General features: G+C 46.4%; 26 protein-coding genes and 1 tRNA gene. 17 read left to right on the top strand and 10 right to left on the bottom strand.

Annotation, left to right across the window (positions count from 1 at the left end; genetic code table 11):
* Positions 1 to 36: 36 nt before the first annotated feature.
* Complete coding sequence (locus MHH57_RS08870) at positions 37 to 564, bottom strand: thioredoxin family protein (protein ID WP_029516723.1); 528 nt, start codon at positions 562 to 564, stop codon at positions 37 to 39.
* A gap of 163 nt (positions 565 to 727) precedes the next feature.
* On the opposite strand from MHH57_RS08870, the gene MHH57_RS08875 reads away from it, so the two are divergent.
* A complete protein-coding gene (locus tag MHH57_RS08875) occupies positions 728 to 2,392 on the top strand; it encodes an RsmB/NOP family class I SAM-dependent RNA methyltransferase (protein WP_069011088.1) in 1,665 nt (554 codons plus the stop codon).
* On the top strand, positions 2,389 to 3,171 hold the full coding sequence (locus MHH57_RS08880; RefSeq protein WP_342435023.1) for a pseudouridine synthase: 783 nt from the start codon (positions 2,389 to 2,391) through the stop codon (positions 3,169 to 3,171). Before MHH57_RS08875 ends, MHH57_RS08880 begins: the two co-directional genes overlap by 4 nt.
* 125 nt (positions 3,172 to 3,296) lie before the next feature.
* Here the strand turns inward: MHH57_RS08880 and MHH57_RS08885 are convergent, their stop codons facing one another.
* The gene (locus tag MHH57_RS08885) at positions 3,297 to 4,478 is read right to left on the bottom strand and encodes a GGDEF domain-containing protein (RefSeq protein WP_165147782.1); all 1,182 of its coding nucleotides are present in this window, start codon (positions 4,476 to 4,478) and stop codon (positions 3,297 to 3,299) included.
* Between the two features lie 205 nt (positions 4,479 to 4,683).
* On the opposite strand from MHH57_RS08885, the gene MHH57_RS08890 reads away from it, so the two are divergent.
* The gene (locus MHH57_RS08890; protein ID WP_029516727.1) at positions 4,684 to 5,808 is read left to right on the top strand and encodes a glycosyltransferase family 4 protein; all 1,125 of its coding nucleotides are present in this window, start codon (positions 4,684 to 4,686) and stop codon (positions 5,806 to 5,808) included.
* Here the strand turns inward: MHH57_RS08890 and MHH57_RS08895 are convergent.
* The gene (locus MHH57_RS08895) at positions 5,805 to 6,911 is read right to left on the bottom strand and encodes a hypothetical protein (protein ID WP_165147779.1); all 1,107 of its coding nucleotides are present in this window, start codon (positions 6,909 to 6,911) and stop codon (positions 5,805 to 5,807) included. The two genes, MHH57_RS08890 and MHH57_RS08895, sit on opposite strands and share 4 nt — an antisense overlap.
* A 141-nt stretch (positions 6,912 to 7,052) precedes the next feature.
* Here MHH57_RS08895 and MHH57_RS08900 point away from each other — a divergent pair, with 141 nt between their 5' ends.
* From MHH57_RS08900 to MHH57_RS08920, 5 genes are all read left to right on the top strand, one after another.
* Complete coding sequence (locus MHH57_RS08900) at positions 7,053 to 7,658, top strand: DedA family protein (RefSeq protein WP_039270030.1); 606 nt, start codon at positions 7,053 to 7,055, stop codon at positions 7,656 to 7,658.
* An 84-nt stretch (positions 7,659 to 7,742) separates the two neighbouring features.
* On the top strand, positions 7,743 to 8,315 hold the full coding sequence (locus MHH57_RS08905; RefSeq protein WP_039270032.1) for a xanthine phosphoribosyltransferase: 573 nt from the start codon (positions 7,743 to 7,745) through the stop codon (positions 8,313 to 8,315).
* Positions 8,316 to 8,416: 101 nt separating this feature from the next.
* Positions 8,417 to 8,761: a hypothetical protein gene (locus MHH57_RS08910; protein ID WP_007429850.1), complete on the top strand. Its 345-nt coding sequence runs from the start codon at positions 8,417 to 8,419 to the stop codon at positions 8,759 to 8,761.
* Between the two features lie 141 nt (positions 8,762 to 8,902).
* Complete coding sequence (locus tag MHH57_RS08915; protein ID WP_165147776.1) at positions 8,903 to 9,124, top strand: hypothetical protein; 222 nt, start codon at positions 8,903 to 8,905, stop codon at positions 9,122 to 9,124.
* 117 nt (positions 9,125 to 9,241) lie between these two features.
* Positions 9,242 to 9,571, top strand: coding sequence for a carboxymuconolactone decarboxylase family protein (locus MHH57_RS08920; protein ID WP_013309744.1), 330 nt, complete (start codon positions 9,242 to 9,244; stop codon positions 9,569 to 9,571).
* A gap of 140 nt (positions 9,572 to 9,711) precedes the next feature.
* Here MHH57_RS08920 and MHH57_RS08925 read toward each other — a convergent pair whose 3' ends face one another.
* Positions 9,712 to 10,248, bottom strand: a complete 537-nt coding sequence (locus tag MHH57_RS08925; protein ID WP_029516732.1) for a hypothetical protein — start codon at positions 10,246 to 10,248, stop codon at positions 9,712 to 9,714.
* A 222-nt stretch (positions 10,249 to 10,470) separates the two neighbouring features.
* Between MHH57_RS08925 and MHH57_RS08930 the strand changes: the two genes are divergently transcribed.
* The 3 genes from MHH57_RS08930 (at position 10,471) to MHH57_RS08940 (ending at position 12,304) form a co-directional block, all read left to right on the top strand.
* Positions 10,471 to 10,555: transfer RNA gene (locus MHH57_RS08930), tRNA-Leu, on the top strand.
* A gap of 177 nt (positions 10,556 to 10,732) precedes the next feature.
* Positions 10,733 to 11,245, top strand: coding sequence for a peptide-methionine (S)-S-oxide reductase MsrA (gene msrA, locus MHH57_RS08935; RefSeq protein WP_029516733.1), 513 nt, complete (start codon positions 10,733 to 10,735; stop codon positions 11,243 to 11,245).
* A gap of 123 nt (positions 11,246 to 11,368) precedes the next feature.
* A complete protein-coding gene (locus MHH57_RS08940) occupies positions 11,369 to 12,304 on the top strand; it encodes a divergent polysaccharide deacetylase family protein (RefSeq protein WP_342435024.1) in 936 nt (311 codons plus the stop codon).
* On the opposite strand, the gene MHH57_RS08945 is transcribed toward MHH57_RS08940, so the two are convergent.
* Complete coding sequence (locus MHH57_RS08945) at positions 12,279 to 13,040, bottom strand: N-acetylmuramoyl-L-alanine amidase (protein WP_029516734.1); 762 nt, start codon at positions 13,038 to 13,040, stop codon at positions 12,279 to 12,281. The two genes, MHH57_RS08940 and MHH57_RS08945, sit on opposite strands and share 26 nt — an antisense overlap.
* Positions 13,041 to 13,250: 210 nt before the next feature.
* Between MHH57_RS08945 and MHH57_RS08950 the strand changes: the two genes are divergently transcribed.
* On the top strand, positions 13,251 to 13,442 hold the full coding sequence (locus tag MHH57_RS08950) for a YqzE family protein (RefSeq protein WP_029516735.1): 192 nt from the start codon (positions 13,251 to 13,253) through the stop codon (positions 13,440 to 13,442).
* 99 nt (positions 13,443 to 13,541) lie between these two features.
* On the opposite strand, the gene MHH57_RS08955 is transcribed toward MHH57_RS08950, so the two are convergent.
* The 4 genes from MHH57_RS08955 to MHH57_RS08970 form a co-directional block, all read right to left on the bottom strand.
* Entirely contained in the window at positions 13,542 to 14,798 is a 1,257-nt protein-coding gene (locus tag MHH57_RS08955; RefSeq protein WP_239645165.1) for a hypothetical protein, read from the bottom strand.
* 58 nt (positions 14,799 to 14,856) lie between these two features.
* Positions 14,857 to 15,807, bottom strand: a complete 951-nt coding sequence (locus tag MHH57_RS08960; RefSeq protein WP_029516737.1) for a YqhG family protein — start codon at positions 15,805 to 15,807, stop codon at positions 14,857 to 14,859.
* Position 15,808: 1 nt separating this feature from the next.
* Positions 15,809 to 17,623, bottom strand: a complete 1,815-nt coding sequence (locus tag MHH57_RS08965) for an SNF2-related protein (protein ID WP_029516738.1) — start codon at positions 17,621 to 17,623, stop codon at positions 15,809 to 15,811.
* 136 nt (positions 17,624 to 17,759) lie between these two features.
* Positions 17,760 to 18,599: a helix-turn-helix transcriptional regulator gene (locus MHH57_RS08970; RefSeq protein ID WP_342435025.1), complete on the bottom strand. Its 840-nt coding sequence runs from the start codon at positions 18,597 to 18,599 to the stop codon at positions 17,760 to 17,762.
* Between the two features lie 163 nt (positions 18,600 to 18,762).
* Between MHH57_RS08970 and fabF the strand changes: the two genes are divergently transcribed.
* From fabF to MHH57_RS08985, 3 genes are all read left to right on the top strand, one after another.
* The gene (fabF, locus tag MHH57_RS08975; protein WP_029516739.1) at positions 18,763 to 20,001 is read left to right on the top strand and encodes a beta-ketoacyl-ACP synthase II; all 1,239 of its coding nucleotides are present in this window, start codon (positions 18,763 to 18,765) and stop codon (positions 19,999 to 20,001) included.
* A 293-nt stretch (positions 20,002 to 20,294) separates the two neighbouring features.
* A complete protein-coding gene (locus tag MHH57_RS08980; protein WP_029516740.1) occupies positions 20,295 to 21,248 on the top strand; it encodes a YafY family protein in 954 nt (317 codons plus the stop codon).
* 107 nt (positions 21,249 to 21,355) lie between these two features.
* A complete protein-coding gene (locus tag MHH57_RS08985) occupies positions 21,356 to 22,096 on the top strand; it encodes a zinc ribbon domain-containing protein (protein ID WP_029516741.1) in 741 nt (246 codons plus the stop codon).
* Between the two features lie 86 nt (positions 22,097 to 22,182).
* Here the strand turns inward: MHH57_RS08985 and MHH57_RS08990 are convergent, their stop codons facing one another.
* The gene (locus MHH57_RS08990) at positions 22,183 to 23,418 is read right to left on the bottom strand and encodes an MFS transporter (RefSeq protein WP_340955108.1); all 1,236 of its coding nucleotides are present in this window, start codon (positions 23,416 to 23,418) and stop codon (positions 22,183 to 22,185) included.
* A gap of 195 nt (positions 23,419 to 23,613) precedes the next feature.
* Here MHH57_RS08990 and MHH57_RS08995 point away from each other — a divergent pair, with 195 nt between their 5' ends.
* Both MHH57_RS08995 and MHH57_RS09000 read left to right on the top strand, forming a co-directional pair.
* Complete coding sequence (locus tag MHH57_RS08995) at positions 23,614 to 24,201, top strand: TetR/AcrR family transcriptional regulator (RefSeq protein ID WP_029516743.1); 588 nt, start codon at positions 23,614 to 23,616, stop codon at positions 24,199 to 24,201.
* Positions 24,202 to 24,223: 22 nt separating this feature from the next.
* Positions 24,224 to 24,616 carry a hypothetical protein gene (locus MHH57_RS09000; protein ID WP_029516744.1) on the top strand — a complete coding sequence of 131 codons (393 nt, stop codon included), beginning with the start codon at positions 24,224 to 24,226 and terminating at the stop codon, positions 24,614 to 24,616.
* Positions 24,617 to 24,624 lie beyond the last annotated feature (8 nt).

Below are 24,624 nucleotides of genomic sequence, written 5' to 3' on the forward strand. Positions count from 1 at the left end.
GGCTGCTTTATCGTTTTCAGGTCTGTGAAGGTTTGCTTAGGAGGTTACGTTCTTTTTATATTTCTCAAAGAAGGCTTTGAAATCGTCGAGTGTGTATCCATTGTCTGAAGGATTTTCCTTCAACCCGCCTACCATACGTTCCTTTTCCACGCCTTTTTCGTAATAAATGAGCGTAGGGGTATACTCAATCTTATACTTGTCCCAGCCATCCTCATACTCACGCAGGTTAAATTCGTGCATCGTGATGTTCTCCTGCTTGCTCAAAGGCAAGAGCTTGGGAGTAGTGGCGCGGCAATGCACACAGTCGGAGGCGAAATGATAGACGAAAAAGTTTTCCTTTTTGTCAATTTTGCTCTGTAAATCTTCCGGCTTAATAATTTGCTGATAGTTCGGGTCATTCAGCAGCTCTTGAGTAGCAGGATTTAACGAGGCTGTGGAAACGCCATACAGCTTGTTTTTAGTGCCTGAATTTAAAGCGAGCAGCACACCAATCAAAATGACCAGCACAACAAAAAAGCCGATGACGGGTATAAGCTTTTTTTTGTTGGAATTTTGTGCGTTCAATGCAATCTCTCCTATCAAAATTCAAAATATGCAGCTATGAATCTTATTATTATACAACATTACATCTTGTAGTGAAAGTTTGTAAATCACACGGATATTGCGGGATAACAGGTTGAATATGGTACAATAAAATTTATTTTAAAAGGACAGGATGATTACGATTATGGGTGTACAGCTCCCCACAGCATTTGTAAAGCGCATGGAGCAATTGCTCGGCGAAGAATTTGAAGCATTTATGACTGCCTATGACCACACGCCCCATGCCGGGATTCGCGTCAATACATTAAAAATTCCGGTAGAGGACTTTAAGAAACGTTCTCCGTTCGAACTGCGGCCGATTCCGTGGTGTGCCACGGGTTTTTATATTCCGCACGGTACAAAGCCGGGATTACACCCTTACTACCATGCGGGGCTGTACTATGTACAGGAACCGAGTGCAATGTCTCCGGTTGAGCTGCTCAATGTAGCTCAGGACGAAGCTGTATTGGACTTATGTGCTGCACCGGGCGGGAAATCAACCCAAATAGCTGCCAAATTACAAGGAAGCGGCGTATTGGTGACAAATGATATTAGCGCGGACCGAACCAAAGCGTTGGCTAAAAATGTGGAATTGTACGGTGTGCGTAATGCCGTGGTACTGAATGAAAGCCCGGATCGAATCGCCGATGCCTTTCCACATTTTTTTGACAAGATACTAATTGATGCACCTTGCTCGGGAGAAGGTATGTTCCGCAAGGATGAGGACATGGCAAAACAATGGGAAACGCATTCGGTAGATAAATGTATAGTCATGCAACGGGACATTTTGCGTGTAGCGGCCTCAATGCTGAGCGCAGGAGGGAGAATTGTCTATTCGACCTGCACCTTTGCGCCAGAAGAAAATGAAGGAATGATCGCAGAATTTCTGGAGGCTCACCCCGATTTTGACGTAGTCCCTGTTTCATCAGAAGCAGGCTTTGCACCAGGCCACCCGGAATGGATGAGTGAAGAGGTCGCGTCAGCATACCCCGAGCTGCGGGGAACAGCACGCCTTTGGCCGCATCTAGTAGAGGGAGAAGGCCATTTTATCGCTGTATTGCAGCATCAGGGGGGGCATGCCGCTGCGATAGAAGATCACACTGAATCGGAGGATTTGACTCCATTTGAGGACAAGGATGATAGGGCATTGAATATAGATGCAGCGTATCCACGGAAGAAGCCGTTTTTGTCCGTCAGGGAAGCGCAGACGCCAAGCCGTCAAGGAAGACATGGAACTGGTGAGCCTAAACGAAGTGGAAAAGGAATGGACGGGAAGTCCGGTAAAGGAAGGTCCGCGCGCGGCTTGGGTGGCATTAAGTCCCGATCTGGCAAAGAAAATGTAAAATCCGCTGCACGCTCCCCACAGGATGTGCTGGAATCCTATCACCAATTTGTGAAGGAGCAACTGGAAGTGTCTTTTACAGGCTATACGGTGGTTTATGGAGATCGCATTTATCAGTCGCCACTGGCATCACATCGTTTGGACGGCCTTAAGGTGGTGCGACCAGGCTGGTTTATGGGTACTGACAAGAATGGTCGCTTTGTGCCTTCACACCCGCTGGCGGTGGCATTACGCTCTTCAGAGGCGGTTAGAAGCATCAATCTCTCCAGTTCAGATGCTGAGGCCATCCGGTATTTAAAAGGGGAGACCTTGTCCATCCCCGTTGAGAGAATGGCACTGCGGAACGAAGTCCAGCCCAAAGGCCATACTCTCGTGTGCATTGATGGTTATTCGGCTGGGTGGGGCAAATGGCAGGATGGCATGCTCAAAAATGAATACCCTACAGGCTGGAGGTGGACATCGGTATGAGTGGAAAAGGGAGACAAACGCAACGTTTGGATAAAGTTTTAACCCATATGGGATATGGCACCCGTAGTGATATCAAGCGACAGGTGAAGCAAGGGATAATCACGGTAAACGGGAAGACCACCAAGGATAGCGGCTTACAGGTTCATCCATACCAGGATCAGATTGAAGTGAACGGGGAACGTGTTGTTTTTCGGGAGTATATTTATATCATGCTGCATAAGCCACCAGGTGTCATCTCTGCAACTGAAGATACAAGGGAGCGGACGGTACTGGATTTGCTGAGTGCGGAGGAACGACATTTTGAGCCTTTTCCAGTAGGACGTTTAGATAAAGATACAGAAGGATTATTGCTATTGACCAACGACGGTAAACTAGCGCATGAGCTACTTTCTCCACGGCGGCATGTTCCTAAAACGTATGAAGCTACCGTGTCGGGTCATGTCACGGAGGAGGATATTCTTCAATTTACAGTAGGAGTGGAACTGGATGATGGGTATGTTACCCTTCCCGCACAGTTGACTATTCTTCGCCACGAACATCCGTACCAGGCAGATGGAGAAGTCATTTCCTATATTTCGCTTGTCATCCATGAGGGTAAGTTTCATCAAGTGAAGCGTATGTTCGAGGCGGTTGGTAAAAAGGTGACCTATTTGAAAAGAACGGCCATGGGACCATTGAAGCTGGATGAACAGCTTCCACTGGGCAGCTATCGAGAGCTGACTAGTGAAGAGCTGGCATGGATCGGCCGGGATATAGCGTCTGCAACGTCAGAAGTTTGATGAGCAGATTAAATATAAATGACGCACAGGCTCTTATAAGATTCCTGTGCGTCATTTTAGGGTATAGACAACCAGACAGAGAATTATTCAAACTCAACTTTTAACAACGAATCGCAGTTTACAAATTATTGTGCGCGTGCTGCCCGACTTTTTTTCACTTCGGCTGCTTTATAAGCTGTAACCTTGTTTTTACCTGTCGTTTTGGATATGTACATCGCTTGATCGGCCTGTTTGACCAGTTCATCCGGGTTCATTTCCTTCTTCACTGTACTGTGTCCGACACTGATTGTGACAATGCTTTCCTCCGCGACCCGCTCGCGGATACGTTCTGCGACATGTCCAACCTTGGCACGTCGATCCACAACCATTGCGACCAGTTCCTCGCCACCGTATCGTCCGGTCAGTCCGATTTCATCCAGTTCATCCTCCATAATCTGTGCCACCTGTTTGAGTACTTCATCCGCACGAGCATGGCCCTGCGTATCATTCAACTTTTTGAAATTGTCAATATCGCAAAAAATGACCGACACGCGGATTCCTTGATCCATATATCGCCGTAGTCGTCCTGAAAAATATTTACGGTTATATAGCCCGGTCAGACCATCGGTGATGGAAGAACGGTAAATCCTTTGGAGCAGCTCCACAATCCGTTCAAACAGGATGAGGAATAACGTAGTGTAGTACAGCAATGGTAAAAATGACATATATAGGACTGTGTTTGACCTGCCAGCTTCTTCAGGGATGTCATTTCCCAGCCACAAATAGCCGAGCCAGAGCAAATACATGAATAAGCCCGCTACATACTTCTTTGGCTGTCCGATTCGTGGGGTGATAAACACAAGGCTTAGTATAAGTACCAGTACTCGATAAAATAGAGTGAACCCAACCAGTTTCGCTGCGCTGATCCAAGCGGGCAACAAACCTGCTGTCCAGGCAGTAACCGGCAATATCAATAACGCACCCAGCAGTAGCAAGGTCCATGTCTGCACACGTTTTAGCTTCCGGTATAGTTGAAATACGGCGGCATTGATGAGTACGAAGGCAGACGCCTCCAGTACATTTTTCCACACGATTCCTTGGAGTTGCATCTTGCCTCCGCCTGCTGAATAGAGATTCATGGCTTCATATGTCATAATAATAATAGCGGCAACTGAAAAAAGGATATAGGCTTTTTTTCGTTGTCTGCTATATATGATCACGCACATCAGTGCCATCATGAGTATAATATACAAACCGCAGGCTGCACTTACTGCCTCGGCCAGAGATGGGAAACCCAAGGTTCCCGATAAGGACAACAACGTCAACATCACCGACTCCATTTGCAAAAATAGTCAATCTATTGAACGGATGATATCGTTCCGATACAATAGACAGGATTTATCCCATTTAAAATGTTATAATTTTCTTTTGTGACTAACATTTATTCTCAATATATCATCTTTCAGAAAATCCGGAAACCTATACATACATCTGTGATCCGGGCAGTCTAATGCTTGAAAGGGGAAGCACGTCATGAAATTGCTACAGGCTCTCTTTTTCCCACCCGAGCAACCGGGAGGTGTTTCATCCATGATTCCATATCTGCAAGAGCGATTTACATCCCCCCGTTGGGAAATGGAGCTATTTTCAATCCCTAAACGGATTCGTAACAAGGGTAGGGACGAAGTAATTTTTGATACCTTTGACTGGACGAGATATGAACAATATCCAATCGTTCAAAAATATATTCAGACGTACCGTGACTATTTGTGGTGGACCCGGCTTCGTATTCAGAAGCCCTATGACCTCATTCATGCTCATCACCCCATTGCCGGGATTGCTATGAAAACTGTTTTTCCTGACATCCCGCTTGTACAGACGATTCACTCTTCCTATGAGAAGGAGTTAATCCTAAACGGGAAAATAGAGGAGAACGGGCCTGAACACCAATTCTTGGTATCACTGTACGGGGAAATGGAGCAGAAGGCGGATCGCCTGATAGCGGTATCTCATTCTTTTCAGCATTATTTAACTCCTTACGTTCAGAATCCGCAAGACATTGCAGTCATTCCGAATGGATATGATGAGAAGCGCTTCAAGCCCATTCCACACGAAAATGAAGTGACACAGCTCATAACCGTTTGCCGCCTTGTTCCGGCGAAAGGATTGGATATTTTATTGCGGGCCTGTGCTGAACTTAAAAAAAGAAATATGGAATTTGTGCTTCATATTATTGGAGATGGCCCGGTTCGCCCTGAGCTGGAAGAGATGGCGCGAGAGCTTGATATATACCATGAGACGATTTTTTATGGATATACCCTTCATCCAGAAGAGTTTATGCCTTTCTTTGATGTATTTGTTTTGCCTTCTCGAGCGGAGGCCTTTGGTTCGGTATTTGCGGAAGCAGCGTTGAGTTGTCTGGCATTGGTAGGCACAGAAGTGGGAGGAATACCGGAGCAGATTGAGGATGGGGTCAATGGTCTGCTCGTGCCACCCGACCATCCGAAGGCACTAGCAGACGCATTAGAAAAGGTCATCGCTGATCCTGCCTATCGTTATGAGTTGGCTAGATCTGCCTGCGATAAGGCTAAATCAAGCTATTCTTTGAGTCGAGCGGTTAACGAGTTGAAGAAAATGTATTTGAAATTTCCACACTAACCATGACGAGTATCACCTGATTTGGGATCAGAATGCCGAAGGCTGGAGTGAGGACGTGAGGAACGGAAAGGTCTCCCGCGTCCTGCCATGATCAGTTTACTAACCCACATCAGACTGAGCATCCCGAAAATAGGATAAAGAACAGATAACAGTGAGCTAAAGCCGAACTGACTGATTAAAAAACAGGTGAGCATAATGAATAGTGTGATGAGCTTGGGCGAAATTTGGACATGTTGACGAATTTGCAGACTGACTCCGTAAATGTCGGCCACAAAGGTACTGAAGATTTCCATGAAAATGAGTAGAATGTATATGATTTCGACGAAGGCACCCAGACGATAAGCAATGCTTCCCATAGGGATTTCAAATTGCTGAATACCCGGCATATGTGCTGACATGGCAAAGTGTGCAGCCATCAGCATAAACCCGACACCAACTCCGCCCAAAACTCCGCCCCAGCGGATGGTTCTTCGGGAAAAGGTTTGGCTGCCAAGTGGTACAAGCACGGCTTGGGCCATAGTTAGGTTGAAGGACGTGTACAGCAGTGGAGAGAGCAAGGTTCGAAATGTACTGTGATCTGTCGTATTCGTAATAAAACTCTGAGGATTGGGCATGGAGAGCGTGCTGTGAACGAGCAGAAGAGACATGATGATCATCAGAGGGACAACCACGGTGTTCATGTGTAAGATGGCTTTAATGCCTTTACTTAGCAGCAAATAAGTACCAATCAGTGTAATAAGCAGTCCGGTTTGGTAATGCAGGTGAAGGTGCTCTACAAAAACAGAGCCGGCTCCTGCCAACATGACGCTGTTTACGCCAATCAGCACGATGAGCGTGAACCAGCTAATCCATTTCCCGGCATTGGCGCCAAAAAGATGTTTGTTCAGGTCCTCGTAAGATTTGGCTGAAATATCATGAGCGATCAGCATCATTTTCGTACCCAACCATACAAATATGATTGTGGACAGCATAATAGTGAGAGTAGCCCAACGACCGTACTGCGTAAAAAATTGCAGAATTTCTTGTCCGGTAGCAAATCCGGCACCGACGATTGTGCCGATGTATGTAAAAGCAATCTGAAAAACATGAATATTACGTTTCATCCCCAGTCCCTCCTTGCCTGCTTGAATAACGCTGCAGCGAGCATATAATACAAACTATGTTCAACTGAAATAGGACATGACTGGATGAGACTGAAAATAATTAAAGTGAATTTAATGAATAGCTTGACGGGAGCGTAATTTATGGGTCAAATCCTTGCATGGATACTAGAATACGGATATTTGGCAATGTTCGGCTTACTTGCACTTGGAGTAGCGGGTATGCCGATACCCGACGAAGTGCTAATGATCGCCTTCGGCGGACTCGTGTCTCAAGGGCACTACAACTTCATTGCTGCACTGGCAGTCACATTTTTCGGTAGTATGACGGGTATGATGCTTAGCTACACACTGGGGCGTCTGCTGGGCAAACCACTATTGCATCGATACGGAAAATGGGTGAGGCTTACGCCTTCCAGGATTGCCTCTTCTGAAAATTGGTTTGGGCGCTATGGTACCTGGGGAATTCTGTTCGGATATTTTGTCCCCGGCTTGAGACATGTATCCTCATATCTGGCAGGCACAACCCGTCTAGGCGTTTTTCGCTATATCTGTTATGCATCAGCAGGAGCTTTGCTGTGGTGCGGTACATTTTTGGGGATTGGACATGCGGTGGGCATGCATTGGGAGCAGGTGGCGAAGCTAATGGAGAAGGTGACGCATCGGGTAGGGCTGGTCGTTATTCTTTTAATCGTTGTGGGAGGAATCACCGTATGGTTCTGGAATAAGCGTAAAAAAAATGTCACATGACCTGAAGGAAAGTAGCTATAGCTTGAAAGCGGCGGGTGAAGTATGGTACTTTTACCGCATAGGAATGCCGTGGGAGGTCATGTAATGGAAGTATTAAAGGAACGAATTATAAATGAAGGCGTGATTGCATCAGATCAGGTACTGAAGCTGGATGGTTTGCTTAATCACCAAGTTGATCCAGAATTGACAATGGCAATGGGACGAGAGTTCGCAGCACGTTTCCGGGAAGAGAAGATTACCAGAGTAGTGACCGTGGAATCCTCAGGTATTGCCATCGGGTTTGCGACAGCTTTGGAATTGGGTGTCCCGTTGGTATTCGCTCGTCGTAAAAAGACCCTACTAGCTGATCCAGACGCGCTGTGTGAACGCGTACCTTCGTTTACTAAAGGTATTGTTACGGATATTATGCTGTCTCGTCAATTTATTCACGAAGATGATCGTGTTCTTTTCATTGATGATATTATCGCTAATGGTGATGCGGCGCGAGGCATGGTTAAAATCATTCAACGCTCCGGAGCTGAGTTGGTTGGATTCGGTGTCGCGGTGGAAAAAAGCTTTCAGGCCGGAGCGAGAACCATCCGTGAGCAGGGTATTCGTGTAGAGTCATTGGTCAAAATTTCGTCGTTAGCGGACGGTAAGATTGAGTTTGCTGAATAGTAACAATTCAAAACTCCTGTTCCTGATTTCTAATAATAACCTTTGCATGAGCTTCAATTTCGCTTATAATATAGTTAAGGTTTTGGAGAGGAGGCAGCAACATGGGGAAAGAACAATTGACCGAACAGTTTTTTCTGGAAAAACTGGCAGCGGCTAAAGTACACTTTGAGCGTGCCTTGGATTGTAAGCATACGGAATTTGACGATTTGTATCCCTATATGATTGAACATCCTCAGTTTTTTTGGTATAAACGCTATGTGGCCTGGTCTGAGTTGTTGACGTTGGTTAACCTATGCGAAGAATTGTCCTTCTCTTGGAAAGAAGAATTTACTGCTCACCAAGTGGAGTATGTAGATCAGCGAGTGTTGTCTGCACAAGTGCTGGACTTCTGGTACGAGAAGAACGATACAAAAGAACATGATCACAGTGTAAATCAGTCGGGATAATTTGTCGCTCTGTTGGCAATCCATATAAGTAGTAAGTGAGAAGAGACCTAAATGATTCATTTAGGTCTCTTTTTAAACTTTTTCATGCATAGAATCATGGTCGCTGTGTTATTAAAAAAAGTGTATAAGGAGGGGACAAGGATGATTATGGACGAAGAATTGGATGCTTATCGACTCTCCGGTGAAAAGGTGCGTGTCGTACGCGATGGATTGGAGACCAACGATGTTGTTGGCATTGTACTGGCATGGGATGATGAACAGGTGCTTATTCGGCGCCAGAATCGACGTGTGGTCAAATTGGATCGCAGCTATACATATCAGCCGTTCAGCGAGCCACGTCACAATCCGATAGATCTGAATTAGGAATGGGTTCCAAATGGGTGTTGGATAAAAATAACTGGGTGATTCATTAGGCATACAGAAACTCTAAATCGGACACAGTAATGAAGGAAAATCCAACAGAGAGGACGTGCTGTGTCAATGACGGTTATGGACGAAAAAGTACATGCATATAAGGATCAAATCAGCCATTTGGAAGATCAGTTGCCCGAGGTAGTTCATGCATATCATCGCTTTACCGGAGAGTGCTTTCAAGCCGGCAGCTTAGATGAGAAAACCAAGCAACTGATTGCACTAGGCATTGGCTTATTTGCCAACAATGAAGTATGCACGTTTTATCACGTAGACGAGGCGCGGTCCAAAGGAGCTAGTGATCAGGAAATTATGGAGACCATTGCTGTAGCCGCAGCGGTAGGTGGAGGACATGCTCTAAGTCAAGGGGTTACGCGTGTACAGAAGGCGTTGCAATAAAGCGAATCATTAATAGATATGCTTATGCTTCATCTTAGCGGTTATAGATCGATTTGGAGATATGATGGATATGGAAAGGAGCTTCCGAGCACAGTTGGTGTCTGCGGAAGCTTTTTTTTTGCGTGTTTATTGTGCGGGGATTATGCTCTTCTGCTTGCGGCAACAGCAGCAGGGCGAGACGTTTTACGCTTATAAGCCAAAGAGGATGTAACCAAACTTCGATCAACGATGCGTAGGGGGTTGGAAGTTGAATTGTTTGGTAATTCGGGGCGATGTTTCTCTAGTAAAGGAAGGGCAGCTGTATGGGGCATAGAGGTTGAGAGCCCCAGATATGCTCGCATCCGCTCATACATTTCTTTGCGGAATGCTGGCATTGCCATACTGAACTGCTCTTTATTGCCTTTACTTATATAGGTGGCGTGAACGCCGGAGTGGTTTTGTTGTATGTCCAGAACATGAATGTGATATTTATTAAATTCATGTTTTACTTCAGACAGTAGGATTCCGGTACGATCTACACCTGCGTTAACCATTTCGACATAAAGATCAGGGGTTTTCAGCATACCGCTTTCTTCAAGAATTAGGCTGTCCCGCTCAAATACTTTTTGAATAAAGGTAAGGAGCAGATAACTTTTCACAAGAGACCATTCATGCTGAGTAGTATCCAAAGAGGTCATTACCATTCACCGCCTTAGGAAAATGTGATGATAATTCATAAACGATTGAAGAAAAGGAACATTCATTCCCGAGAACCTATGTTCTTATTTTAGTTTATTATTCCTTTTTTATCAAGAGGAAATTAACGAACATAAAAGGTTTGACATCTTGATATATGCATGGTATGATCTATCTTGTCGCTAAGAAAGATTGATCTTTCGAGGATAAACGATAATTTATATGCGGTCGTGGCGGAATTGGCAGACGCGCACGGTTCAGGTCCGTGTGGGCTAACCCCCCGTGGAGGTTCGAGTCCTCTCGACCGCATCCATTAGAAAAGGTCTATAGAATTGCTCTCGTAGCAGTTTTAGAGACCTTTTTCTTATATTTCTGGGGATTTGCTCATAGTTTAAGCTGAACACGTTTCTTGTCTTCACGCAAACTATGGATTTCCAGATATGATAGAAAATTTTATGATGAAGTTATTGAAAGGTTGGATGTAAGATGGAGAAAGCAACTTTTGCAGGTGGGTGCTTCTGGTGTATGGTGACTCCGTTTGAAGAGCAGCCGGGCATTCATGGCATTGTGTCAGGATACACTGGAGGAACGATTCCCAATCCCACCTATGAGCAGGTTAAAACAGGAACTACAGGCCACTACGAGGTGGTGCAGATTACGTTTGAGCCTGAGCTGTTTCCTTATGAAAAGCTGCTCGAATTATATTGGCCACAAACAGACCCTACTGACGGGGAAGGTCAATTTCAGGACAGGGGCACACAGTATAAACCCGCAATTTTTTATCATACAGAGCAGCAAAGGAAGCTTGCGCAGCAGTCCAAGGAGCAGTTGGCACAAAGTGGACGCTTTGATAAGCCAATTGTAACGGAGATCCTTCCAGCTTCGATTTTTTATCCGGCAGAGGATTATCATCAGGATTACCACAAGAAAAACGTGAAGCACTATAAGGAAGATCGGGCTCAATCAGGCCGTGATGAATTTATGGATAAGAACTGGTAAGCCGCTTTAACATACGTTTCTACGCACGATAAGGCAGATCAGGGAGTATTCCTGGTCTGCCTTATACATATTTAGACGAGGTTACTCACACAATGAAGGGACAGAGAAGGAGGCTGACCCGCAATGAGTACACGACGGAAGCTGCACATGAGAAATATAATAAAAAAGGCTTTAAAGGCATCGCGCGGCCGGAAAGAGCCAGCTTATGTACCTGTATTCCATTCAAGCTCCAAAATGCGAAGAACCGTAGTACTCTGTATTTCGGTATGCATGTTATTCATGGTCTGTAGTACTGGTGTTGCAGAAGCAATAGACAAACAGGACGAGTCGCAAAGGATGGTTGCTGTCATTATTGACGATCTGGGAAACAATATGAAAGGGACTGAGCAAATTTTAAATTTACCCGTTAAGATTACTGTTGCTGTGATGCCCTTCCTGCCTACAACCAAGCAGGACGCTATGGAAGCGCATAAGCGTGGTCATGACGTCATCGTCCATCTTCCAATGGAGCCAAAACAGGGAAAGCCCGAATGGCTCGGACCCGGAGCAATTAAGGCTAATATGACGGATGAAGAAGTACACGCTAAGGTGACAGCAGCGATTAAGGATGTTCCTTATGCGATAGGGATGAACAACCACATGGGTTCCAAGGTTACTTCAGATAAGCGCATTATGTCCATAGTTCTTGATGTTTGTAAAGAGCATGGACTATTTTTTGTCGATAGCCGTACTAATTATTGGTCGGTGGTGCCTGAGCTTGCCGCTAAAAAAGGAATGCCACCGGTACGCAATGATGTTTTTCTGGATGATGTCCATACCCTCGTCCATGTGAATCGGCAACTTACAAAAGTGGTTGAATGGCTGGATGAGCACAACACCTGTGTAACGATTGGGCATGTCGGCGTGTCGGGCATGTACACATCCTCCGCTCTTCATTCCTCGGTTCCCAAGCTAAAGGAGCACGCTAAATTTGTGGGTATTAGCGATTTGGTACGGACTGTATGGGGATGGACGGGAGACCCAGCCACCAACACTACCAGGCCGTCAGATGCGCAATAATGCCTTCGGCAATAGCTCCTGCAATGCTTTTTTGACCACGATCCTCGGAAAGCATAGCTCTGTCCTGTTCGTTACTGATAAATCCGGTTTCCACAATGACAGCAGGATGCTGGATTTTATTCAAAAGATAAAAGGGTTTTCCGTACACTGTTTTTCTATTCATGCAAAATAAGCGGTTTAATGAATGCTGAATCCGTTCAGCTAACAGATAGCTGCTGCCTTCATCCTGATACAGCACAATGGGTCCCCGTTTTTCGGCACGTTTGGTCCAATTGACATGCAGGCTTACAACCAAAGCGGTGGGCAGTTGTTCTGTTAAGCTTTTACGTTGAGCAAGGTCTTTAAGATGCCGGGATTTGGACTGTAGCCAACGGTTGTCGTCACTCAGTGCGTAGTCCTTGTCCCGATTCAGAACGGCAGAATATCCCTGGGATCGTAAAATCAAGTACAGCTTTTGAGCAATGGCGAGATTGATGTCTTTTTCCAAAATTCCTTTGTGACTTGCTCCACCATCCACACCACCATGGCCTACATCAATCAGTACAACGGGCTTGGCAAAAGCGTGATAGGACGAATGTACGCTGGGCGGAACATCTGTATACTTGTTCGGTTCCTTACTTTTATCGTCAGGCTGGGCAGCTATATAGGTAAATGGGGCAAATACAGCACTGCAAAGAATGCATAGACTCAATCCCAGCCTTGTCATCCCTATCTTGTTTAACTTTTTATTCCGCACGTTCTATTCCTCCAGTGGACGAATTGATTATTTACTGATTGAAGATAGTATGTTCCATTTAAGGGAAACCATGCATAGTTATTCCCACAGGGGTTAGACCTTTTGGAAAATGAGCAAGCTAGTTTTATCTGCACCTAACGTGTAAATCCGATATTTCCAAGCAACGTAAGATGGAAAGGATAGGCGCAGATTCGGAGGAGGTCATGGATGATGGCGAAGAGTGACGAACTGGTGACGTATATTACGCAGCGGATTGTTCGCTATATGGAAACGCCGCGTGATGTTCGGCGCAGTCAAAAACAAGCCAGAGAGCCGTGGGGGAGCAAATGGTTTGGCATGTTGCCTCTCGCTCTGAAAATGTGGATGAAATCCACACGCAGAGGGCGAAGGGAGCGACATTAAGCTCGCCAAAGAGACCACAAGAGGCATAGGGTATGCCATTTTGAGGTCTCTTTTTATGTTGTAGAGATCATTCCGAATCATTATCATGTTTCTTTATAACTAGGAGTCCAAACGATAGAATTCGCCAGCTGACAATAACTTTTTTAATGGTACAAATCGGGAAAGTCCATGATGGTAGGTTAACGCATATAAATTGGATTGGGACGGATGATCTGGGGATATCCAGGACTGATACCCACTAATGGATAAGGGACCCCCAAAGGCAAAATTGATACCTGTGGCAGAAAATATAATACGCGGCGAAATACTCAGTGTATCCATAAATTGGCCTGTGTTACGGACGGAAAGCTTTTGCTTGGGTTGAAGCCACCCCAGGTCGTCATAGGGATCGAAAGGAGCAGACGAGACCGTAACCGCCTGCGCCTGTGTTTTCAAAAAGGGTACAGATGAAGAGAATGCGTTGTCCTGAAGCTTATGTTTCCAACTCCCATCTGCCACTTCTACAGGTAACGGATCGCCAGTCACAGCATCAATACATATTCGGCTGCCTGTAGAGGAACGCACCAGCCAGTAGGCTAGTAGCGGTTCCTCATACATAGGTGTGATTTGCAGCTTGTCGATAGATGAAAGATCAGTATCTGTGAGCGACACCAGGGATTGACGAAGTACATCCATACTATAAGGCCCACCCGGGCCATTCCCGTATTCGTTGAGTTGATATATGCCATTTGAGTCTGATCCGATAATCAGATAGCCGATATATTCTCCCGCACGGTTTACTTGAACAAGCCAACTATGGGTTCCAGGTCCGAGCGGATGATAGCTAAGCTCAGCATCTTTCCACGAGGCAAAAGGGGGCTGCGACGATAGGGATTGTACTGTGTTGTTTGCAGCCTGTTTTACGTCTGCGGGCACGCCTTGCTCCTCAGTAGGAAAACTTGCAGAAACGTCACCCGGGGAAGGGGTAACCGGACTCGTGGAGTTCAATGGAGGAACCCACGAGCTTTCGTTGTAGAGAGACACCGAGTTTAAATTGTTGCTTTGTGCGACTGAGGGAGCCGCATGAATGGAAGCGAACGGACAGACTGCAGACAGGCCGATCAGAACAGCTGCGATCATACCTATGCTATAGTGCCCGGAATGACTCTTCTTCAATGGTATCCACCTTTCTGTCGGCTTGATTGCCCGACGGAGGCATTCTTTTTTATCCAGCATACAGCCTGTCCCATAAAAAGACTGCTGCACCTTGTCGGCGTAAATGTCATATCCAGGTTCGCTTTTTGCTGTCGATACATAGGGGACATGTTTAACCAAACTTGTGGTTACAGCAGCGGAAACTGATGTAGGCTGAAGCAAGATGTTACAAGCTGACGATATCTCTGCAACTTTCCTGCGAAGGAGCGAGAGATATCGGTTACCGCAGATGAAATATCCCGCAGTTAATGGCGGATACGAGTACCTTTGGCTCATATTGCCATACCATTTCTTTACGTCGGGCTTGATGCTGCTCGGATATGGCTTCTTTTTTTTCCTCTTCCTCTTTCTGCTCCTTGATTAGATCTTCGTAGTAGTGGTCAATGACCTCCAATTCCTCGCGCAATCGTTCCTTCGCCTGCTCAGCCCAACCATAGTCTTGCTGACGGAGTTGTTCAGTGAGGTAGCTTTCAAGCGAGGTGGAAGCTTCCGGGACAGATAGCTTGGCAGGCTGTACATGCATATTGCCCGCCAGCAGCGGGCTGAGCTGCCGGGTTTCGAGCATGGCGCCAAAATCGGTTACAATGGTGCCGCTTTTGAGCGAAATACCTAGCCAATGAAGTTCCTCACGCTTCAAATCGCAAGCGAATTCAATTTTATAGCAGATGCTGAGCCAAGCTTCATAGACTACGGGAGAGCGGGCAGACAACTGACGGGCATCAGGCTGCTCAAACAAATAAACATATTTTCCTCCATCCCGTGCGGCTTCAAAAATTTGGTGCAGCCGACGGCTTCCATATCGAAGCTCCTCCTGCAAAATACGTCCAGGTCCCAATTGTGGTAACGTCGGTACATGACCGAAGTAACGCCCCATGACCTGATCTTGTGCTGCGTTGCCTGATGCTGGAGTTGGGGGTGTATGGTCCGCTAAACGTTCCTGTTCTGTGCGATAGGCTTCCCCATCAAAGATGAAGGTGAAGGACATCGTCTGCGCTGGAACGCCAGTACGCTCCACGTATCCCCAATAGTAGGGCCGGTTTGTTAAGGCTTTATCCGCTTCTGGAGAAAGCTTGACGGTTACATGGTGGGGTGACCTCTCAATGACACTGCATCCGGTAGCTTCCAGATAGGTGTGGACAAAACGCTGGACTTGCTGTGCATCCATGGTCAAACTAGCGACCTCCCTTCACACTGCGTCGAGCTTTACCCGGAGGAACCGTATTGCCTGCTAAGCCTAATAAGTTCTCGGTGTTTGGCTGGTCTGTGCGCAGTTGTTCCATTTCCTGTTTGATGGAATCCAGCGAGTGGCCCAGTTTTTGCATTTTTTTGCGAATTTCATCATCGCTATTGGATTCAAGCATGATTTTATACAAACTTTTTTCAATGGATTCTTTCTTCTCAAACTTCTCCAGAATAACGTCCAATCCGCCAATGACCATCTCAAACATATTTATTTTTTCATGCAGCAGATGTAGGATATGCTCCTCAATCGTTCCGGTTGTGGACAAGTTGAAAATATTAACATCATGCGTCTGTCCAAGTCGATGCACCCGTCCGATCCGCTGCTCCACGCGCATGGGGTTCCACGGTAAATCGAAGTTAATCATATGGTGACAAAATTGCAGGTTAATGCCTTCACCACCCGCTTCGGTGGCAATCATGACCTGAATGCGCCCACGGAACAGATCCATCATCCAATCCTTGCGTCCACGGTTCATACCGCCTCGGTAAGGAACAGCAGATAGGCCACGGTCACGGAAATAGTTCAGCAAATACTCCTGTGTGGCTCTGTATTCTGTAAAAATGATCACCTTTTCGTTCATCTGACGGATAAGCTCGAGCGCCTTTTCTGCTTTGGAATTGGCCTTGATCGCTTTAATGTGTGCAACCAAATCCCAGACACGATCGCGTAGGGGAGAGTCTGGAGCCATTTTTTTAGACAAATTGACCAGCGTCACGAACACAGCGTCCCGGCTGCTGCACACTTCCCGTTGAAGGGTAACGAGAGACAGCATGCTACTTAAATTTCCACCATTCGCCTGGTATTGCTCTTTGACAAAAGAGGTTACCCCATCGTACAGCGCTTGCTCTTCCGGCGAAAGTTCCAAGTGAATATTGGAAACATTTCGTTTGGTGAATTGAACTGGGCCTTCTCCGCGACGATTGCGGATCATGACTTTAGACAGCTCATCCTTGAGCTGATCTTCATTTTTGGGCAGACGTTTATCTACAACAAAGTTGGCTGAAAAATCGCCATGTCTTCCCAATTGACCGGGCTTGAGCAGTGTAATCAGGTTAAACAGCTCAGACAGATCGTTTTGTACAGGTGTCGCTGTCAGGAGCAAACAATATTTTTTACGCAGCTTCATAATGAACTGGTAGTTGGATGTCTTTTTATTTTTCAGCTTATGGGCCTCGTCTATAATGAGCAGGTCATAATCGGTATCTAGCAGGATGTTACTATGGGGCTCTCGCTTGGCAGTATCCATAGAGGCCACGACAACCTCGGAAGACCAAGAATACGCTTTTTTCTGGGCGACAGCGGGAATACCGAATTTGCTGTTCAGCTCACGCACCCATTGTAGGACCAGGGATGCGGGTACAAGAATAAGCACTTTGGAAGCCAGCCCGCGAACCAGATATTCCTTTAGGATCATTCCAGCTTCGATCGTTTTGCCCAGGCCGACTTCATCGGCAAGAATGGCACGTCCGGACATTTGAAACAGTACCTTCCGAGCGGTATCCAGCTGATGGGGTAGTGGAGTGAGGTCTTGCAAATGCTGTAGACATTGAAGCTCATCGAAGTTCGGCACCAGTTTGACTTTTTCTGCCTCAATGGCCAGCTGATACAGATTCCAATCTCCCCAAGGGCCACCTTTGCGTAGGCGTTGGTCCAGCTCATCCTGCCAGCTTCGATCAAATTGCACCGGAACAGGCAGTGGCGCTTGATTGTGTATGTGCGGGGAACTTGTCGATTTGGCTTTCATGATGATTCCCTCCCTCCTGGTAGTAGCACAGTTGAAGCTCTTGGTTCTGTCACATACGTGGCATCTATTTTTGCACAGATCGTAGATGTAGTATGGACGGAAAATGATATCTTCATAACAGGAGGGATGAAATCCTTTAGCTGCCTTCCATTAACTTTTGGAGTTTGCTTTCCGTTGAGGTTTGCGCATTGGGGGTGTAGATACTGCAACGGAGATCAACACTGCCTTGTACCTGAAGAGAAGTTAGGTCAAATAGCATTTTGCCAGCCTTCGCATGACGAAATTCAATGAGCACCTCCGGTGCAGAGCTTACTTCGCTCTGATTCCAAAGCTCGTTAAACTCCGGGTAGGCCTGGCTCATATTTTGTATAAATTGTGCATACCAGGGATCTGTCACGTATTGCCCGTAATAAGCGCGGAAAATAGCAAGGAACCCCTTTACAAAGTGTTCCCAATTCACAGCTAGACTTTTAAACTCCTTTTTGGTGAATAGCAGTTCAATCATATTGCGTTGCTCATGTGGTAGCTCGGCAAAATCCATAAAAACATGAGCAGCAGCGGCGTTCCAGCCGACAATATGACAGCGCCGATCTGAAATAATAGCAGGGCAGTAGTGTAGCTCATGTACGATCTTTTGCAGAGAGGGGGAAATGACGGCTTGCTCTGCAGGAGCAGGAAGGCTGTGAGACCCAGCCTCGATCGCCAAATCATACAAATATTTGCGCTCGTCTGTGTTCAACTGCAATGCGGCAGCAATAGCATCCAACACAGAGGCGGACACCTTAATATCTCGTCCTTGCTCCAGCCAGGTATACCAGGTCGTACTGACACCAGCCAGCTGAGCGACTTCTTCTCTGCGCAAGCCTGGTGTTCTCCGACGTGATCCTTGGGGAAGACCGACCATATGTGGGTGTAGGCGGGCTCTTTTTGTTTTTAGAAAAACAGATAGTGCTTCCAGACGTGCTTCCGTTTTCATAGGTATTTTCTCTCCATTCAATGGGTATATCCGAAGTGAGCCAATAAGGCGTATACTATAGTAGTGTTCATTATACCAGGATAAACAAACACTTGTAATAGGATAAGACGAGGGTAAAATGAGGATTATAAGTAAGTCACCGAGCAGGAGGAATGAATAGCTTATGCAAAGAGTAGTGATAACAGGTATGGGTGTCGTTTCCCCACTGGGTAATGAAGTGGACACGTTGTGGAAGAATTTGCTGGAAGGCAATTCAGGTATACGTAAAATTGATACATTCGATGTGTCCGATTTGAAAGCACAAATTGCTGGACTGGTACAGGATTTTGATGCAGAAAAGCAATGGGGACGTAAAGATGCTAGACGAATGGATCGGTTTACTCAGTTTGCACTATATGCGGCAGAGCAAGCGCTCAAGGATTCCGGTCTGGAACTGGATCACACCGATTTGGAGCGTGTCGGTGTTTATGTGGGATCGGGAGTCGGCGGTTTGGATACGTTGGTGGACAATGTAGATGTACTGCTACAGCGTGGACCGGGCAGAGTTAGCCCGACGCTGGTACCCATGATGATCTCAAATATGGCTGCTGCTCAAATTAGTATCGCGTTTGGAGCGATGGGACCTACGCTTTCCCCCGTGACGGCTTGCTCTATTGGGAATACAGCAATTGGAGAGGCGTTTCGGACGATTCGTACAGGAGATGCGGATGTCATATTTGCCGGTGGAGCTGAAGCAGCGGTGTCCCGATTGGCCTTGGCAAGTTTCGCTAATGCAACAGCCTTGTCCACACGTAACGAGGAGCCTTCGATAGCAAGCCGGCCGTTTGATCAAGATCGTGACGGTTTTGTCATGAGCGAAGGAGCAGGCATCCTAGTACTGGAGTCGCTGGAGCACGCTACCCGGAGGGGAGCGGAAATCTATGGTGAGGTCATCGGTTATGGAGCGAGTTCGGATGCTTATCACATGGTTGCACCGCATCCCGAAGGAACCGGAGCTTACTTGGCGATGAAAGCGGCCCTTCGTTCGGCTCACATCTCCCCGGAAGAAGTGGACGTGATCAGTGCCCACGCAACGAGTACAGCTGTAGGGGATACCGCTGAAACTTTGGCAATCCACAAACTGTTTGGCGACTATGCCTATCAGATTCCGGTTACTGCGAATAAGTCCATGCTGGGTCATATGCTGGGAGCTGCGGGCGGGGTCGAAGCGATTGCGCTTGTGCAAAGCCTACGGGAGGGCATCATTCCACCAACGATGCACCTGGACAATCCGGACCCGGCTTGCGATCTGGATTATGTGCCTCACGAAGCGCGCAAGGCTCTACTAAATATTGGGCTATCTAATTCTTTCGGCTTCGGTGGTCATAATGCGGTCATTGTGCTGAAGCGCTACGAATCATAATTTGTAAGGAGTTATTGAAACCTCAGGCATTCTATTCGGCTGGATAGAGTACCTGAGGTTATTTTAATTGAAGAATAACAGATTCATTTTAGATCCGGATTTTGCAAAATTCGATACTAGTGGCTCTGAAGTGCAAGATATAGACGAACTAAACCATTTCGATCTATATCTTGTTTATTGAAAGTCGCTCAATGGATTTTTGCTAAATCCCAAGATAAGAGATAGAGTAAGATGAAGGAATACGATGAGGAGTTCATGGCTTATTTTTATTAATGGTGAAAGGTTTTGAAAAAATGAAAATTGACCGATTGCTTTCTATCGTCATTTTGCTACTAAAGAAAAATAGAATACAAGCGAAGGAACTGGCTGATTTATATGAGGTTTCGATCCGGACGATCTATAGAGATATTGAAGCGATTAGTATGGCAGGTATTCCGGTGGTGACTTATCAGGGAGCCAATGGGGGGATCGGCTTGATGGAAGGATACCGCCTGGATCGCAGTATGTTGACGGATCATGATGTCAAGGACATTGTAATGGGGCTGCAGAGTTTGTCCTCGTCGTTGGGCGGCCCGAATGTGTCGCGGTTACTTCATAAATTTGAAAGTATTATACCAGAGTCTGGGAAAGAGCAATTTAGTGTCCATACCACACAGTTTATCGTCGATCATTCGGGATGGGGAAATCGGGCTGCGCAGGAAGGCAAATTGATAAAGGTAAAAGAAGCAATGAGCCAAGCGCGCACTGTCGCCTTTACCTATCGAAATGCGGGGGGAGCCATTACAGAACGGAATGTTGAACCGCATACGCTCGTTCTGAAAGGACAACAATGGTTTGTATATGCATATTGTCCCGATAGGGAGCAGTTTCGTCTATTCAAGCTTTCCCGCATGAGTGACCTTGTGGTTACAGAGACCGTTTTTGCTCGCAGGGATCTTTCTTATGAAGTGTTGCCGTGGAATGAGGGGCGGATGGAGGTATCCAGGGCCGTACAACCATTTACGCTACAATTTAACCGTAACTCAAGGCATCTGGCGGAGGACTGGTTTGGCGTAGAAGCATTGACCGAGCAGGAGGAAGGGATCTATACGGTCTCGGTCCCGTTTCCTGAGGATGCATGGGCGTACGGATTTATTTTAAGCCTGGGACCGGATGTGGTTGTCAAAGAACCAGCCCATTTGCGGGATAAGATTCATAAGATGGCGCTGCGTATTGCGTCTAATTACGAAGAAGTTCGGGAATCATAAAGGAATTCTTAGATTAAAGTAAAACAAACCTGACCCATAGTTGTCAGGTTTGTTTCGTTATACTGGTGGCATACCTGATATCAGATAGCGAAAGGGGATTTACGAGGATGGATAAAGCTTGTCAAAGTTGTGGGATGCCGCTGGAGCATGAGGACCAATATGGAACGGATGCACAACATCATAAAACGGATGAGTATTGCAAGTATTGTTACAAGGAAGGCGAATTTGTACAGCCTGAATTGACTATGGAGGGGATGATTCAGCAGTGTGTGCCTATCCTGGTAGAAGAGGGGATGCAGGCAGAAGAAGCGACTTCGATGCTGCGTAATTACCTACCGCATTTGAAAAGGTGGAGGTCTTTAGAGGATACAGAGCTTCAACTTGATGGACCCATTCGGGAGGAATACCGAGGTGAAATCCATTTAATTGGACTAAAAGCACGTACAAATAATCAGAAGGAACAAACATCTCACGGGATCATTCCAAATATGTGGGAACGTTTTTGGAGCGAGGGTGTGCCAGGTCGGATCAGGGGGCATGAAGGATCTGCTTCCGTCTATGGTTGCTATACTGACTATGAAAATGGAGCTTTGGGCGAGTATACATTCTTTATCGGGAAGGAAGCGGCTGTTGATTTCCAAACTCCTGACGATCTTGAAGAACTTGTTATTCCGGCTGCACGCTACGCCATTTTTCAGACAACTCAGGAACCCTCTTCTATCTTCCGAGTATGGCAGACGATCTGGGAGTGGGCTGCCACGGGACAAGGGGAGCGGACATACACAGGTGATTTTGAAGTGTATGGCAGTCCTGATGAACCTGTTTTGATTTATATCGCAATCAAGTGATGATTTTGTCGTGACAGAAGAGAACCACCCGGTCATTGTCGTGGACCCGGCGGTTTTTTCTGATTCAATCCATAGCATTCTCCCCATCAAGTTGAACGTCGGGTCACAGCCCAAAAGATGAGAGCCAGAGCACTGACACCAGCTCCTAATAGACACACCCCGTTCCATCCGGCATAGATGTACATATGAGTGGAAGCAATAGCCCCGGTGGCGCTACCGATGGAATAAAATATCATGTAGCCTGCGGTAAGTCGGCTCCGTGCCTCAGGGCGAACATTGAAAATCAAGCTTTGGTTGGTGACATGTACAGCCTGTACGGCCAAATCCAAAAGTATTACGCCAAGAACTAAAGCGAACAAAGAATGCTCGGTGTAGCGGATAGGTAACCAGGACAGCAGCAATACAACGAGTGCGATACCTGTCGTCCGTTGTCCCAAGCCTTGATCAGCAAGACGCCCTGCTCGTGCTGCTGCTAATGCTCCGGCGACTCCAGCCAGGCCAAAGGCTCCGATGGCTGTATGTGAAAGAGATAGAGGCGGGGCACTGAGAGGTAACACAAGCGAAGTCCACAATATGCTGAATGCCATAAAAATGAGCAACGCAAGGACAGCGCGAATGCGTAGAATTCGTTCTTGCACGAACAACAAGATAACCGATCGGAGCAGCTGCGGATAGGAAAGTGCCGCACTCGTGGGTTCGTTCTTTGGCAACACCCGCAACAGAGCTACAGCCATAAACAGCGTAAGTATAGCAGAAACAAGGTAAACTGAACGCCAGCCTGCCAGATCAGTTAATACACCGGCCACGGTTCGTGCAAGCAGAATGCCGATAACGACTCCACTGGTCACCAGACCTACGACCTTACCCCGTTCAGTCGGATTAGCCAAGGTAGAGGCGAAAGCCACGAGTGTTTGAGTAACTACAGCCAGCAGTCCAACCATTGCCATTCCCATAAGCAGTATTGTACGAGTAGGAGCAAAGCTAACCACGCTTAATGCCAGCACGGACAGTAGCATTTGCCCAGCAATCAGCCGCCGTCGATTCAAAAGATCGCCAAGCGGGACGAGCAGCAATAAACCCAATGCATAACAAATTTGCGTGATGGTAATGACCATGCCTACCGATGAGTGCGTAATGCCAAATTCATTTGCCAGCGCATCCAGCAGTGGCTGTGCATAGTAAATGTTAGCGACAGCGAGCCCGCAGGCTATGGCAAATAGGAGTGCCACAGATCGGGACAGGGAGGGAATGGGGGCTGTTTCGGTAGCATTTGCTACCGTTTGATGAGGGAAGAGTACCGCTTTTTCTTCTGACGTCTTCATTTTCACATACCACATCGCTTTCTGTAAGTTACATACCGTTAAGTATAATATACCGATTGGTATGTAATTAATTTAGGTCAATATAACTCGTGCATATATGTTATGTCAAGAGTTTATCCTGTACATATTTGACAGTTCCTTTTCGTAATCATACAATCTTAATATACTGAACGATACGAAAAGAAGGAGCTGCTTATGGTTCGACCACGGGAATTTGATGAAGATCAAGCGTTGGATGCAGCGATGCAAATTTTTTGGGAAAAAGGATTCGAGGCTACCTCTTTAAGCGATTTAACCTTAAAAATGGGAATTCAGCGTCCTAGCATTTACGCTGCTTTTGGAGACAAGAAGCAATTATTCGAAGCCGCGCTGCGCAAATATACGCAATCTCATGCAGCTTGTGTAAGGGCTAAACTGCAAAATAGTTCATCTGTAAAAGAAGCATTTTACAATTTTTTTGGAGGAGTGGTGGCAGAAGAGTACGAGGAGGGACCCAATAAGGGATGCTTTTGCATCAACACGATGGTAGAATTAGCCCCTCATGATGAAAAATTCGAAATTTTAACTAGAGAACATCAAATGTATCTTTCTGCTGTCTTTCAGGAGACCCTCGAACGTGGTATTCAATCTGGGGAGCTTGAGGCGACTATGGATGCACGGGCTTTAGCGCATATGTTGGTCTCTTTGTTAATCGGGATTACCGTGATGATGAAATCACGCCCAGAGCGTTCTTTTGTGGATCATGCGGTTGCGACCGCACTTATGTTGCTGGATGGGAAATAGAGATGAAGGGAGGGGAGCGTGGATGCCACAGATAAAGGCCGTTCAAACCCCGATTGGAGTATTGTATGGACGAGATGCGATCTATTTGGACCATGTGCATATGAATTATTCGAAGAAGGAGCTGATTTTAAAGGGAGAGATTAATGGGGGGCTGGCAACGGAAGCAGCAGATGATTTTGTGCCTTATGAACTGATATTTACAGAAGTCTACTACTTCAACATGATTGAATTGGACGTCGCTTTGCACATGTCTGAACGGGAATATACGCAGGGCAGCAGCTTTGATGAGCTTATAGATACGCCGTTATTAGCTACAGTAGCAAGCGCACGGGGGAAAAATCTAAAGCACTATATGTTGAAAACCTATGACGATATAGTAGAAATTGCCTGTAGAGACTATAAGATGACTATATAAACGAGTTG

This window comes from Paenibacillus sp. FSL H7-0442 (genome assembly GCF_038593105.1).
GTDB classification, from domain to species: domain Bacteria; phylum Bacillota; class Bacilli; order Paenibacillales; family Paenibacillaceae; genus Paenibacillus; species Paenibacillus polymyxa_D.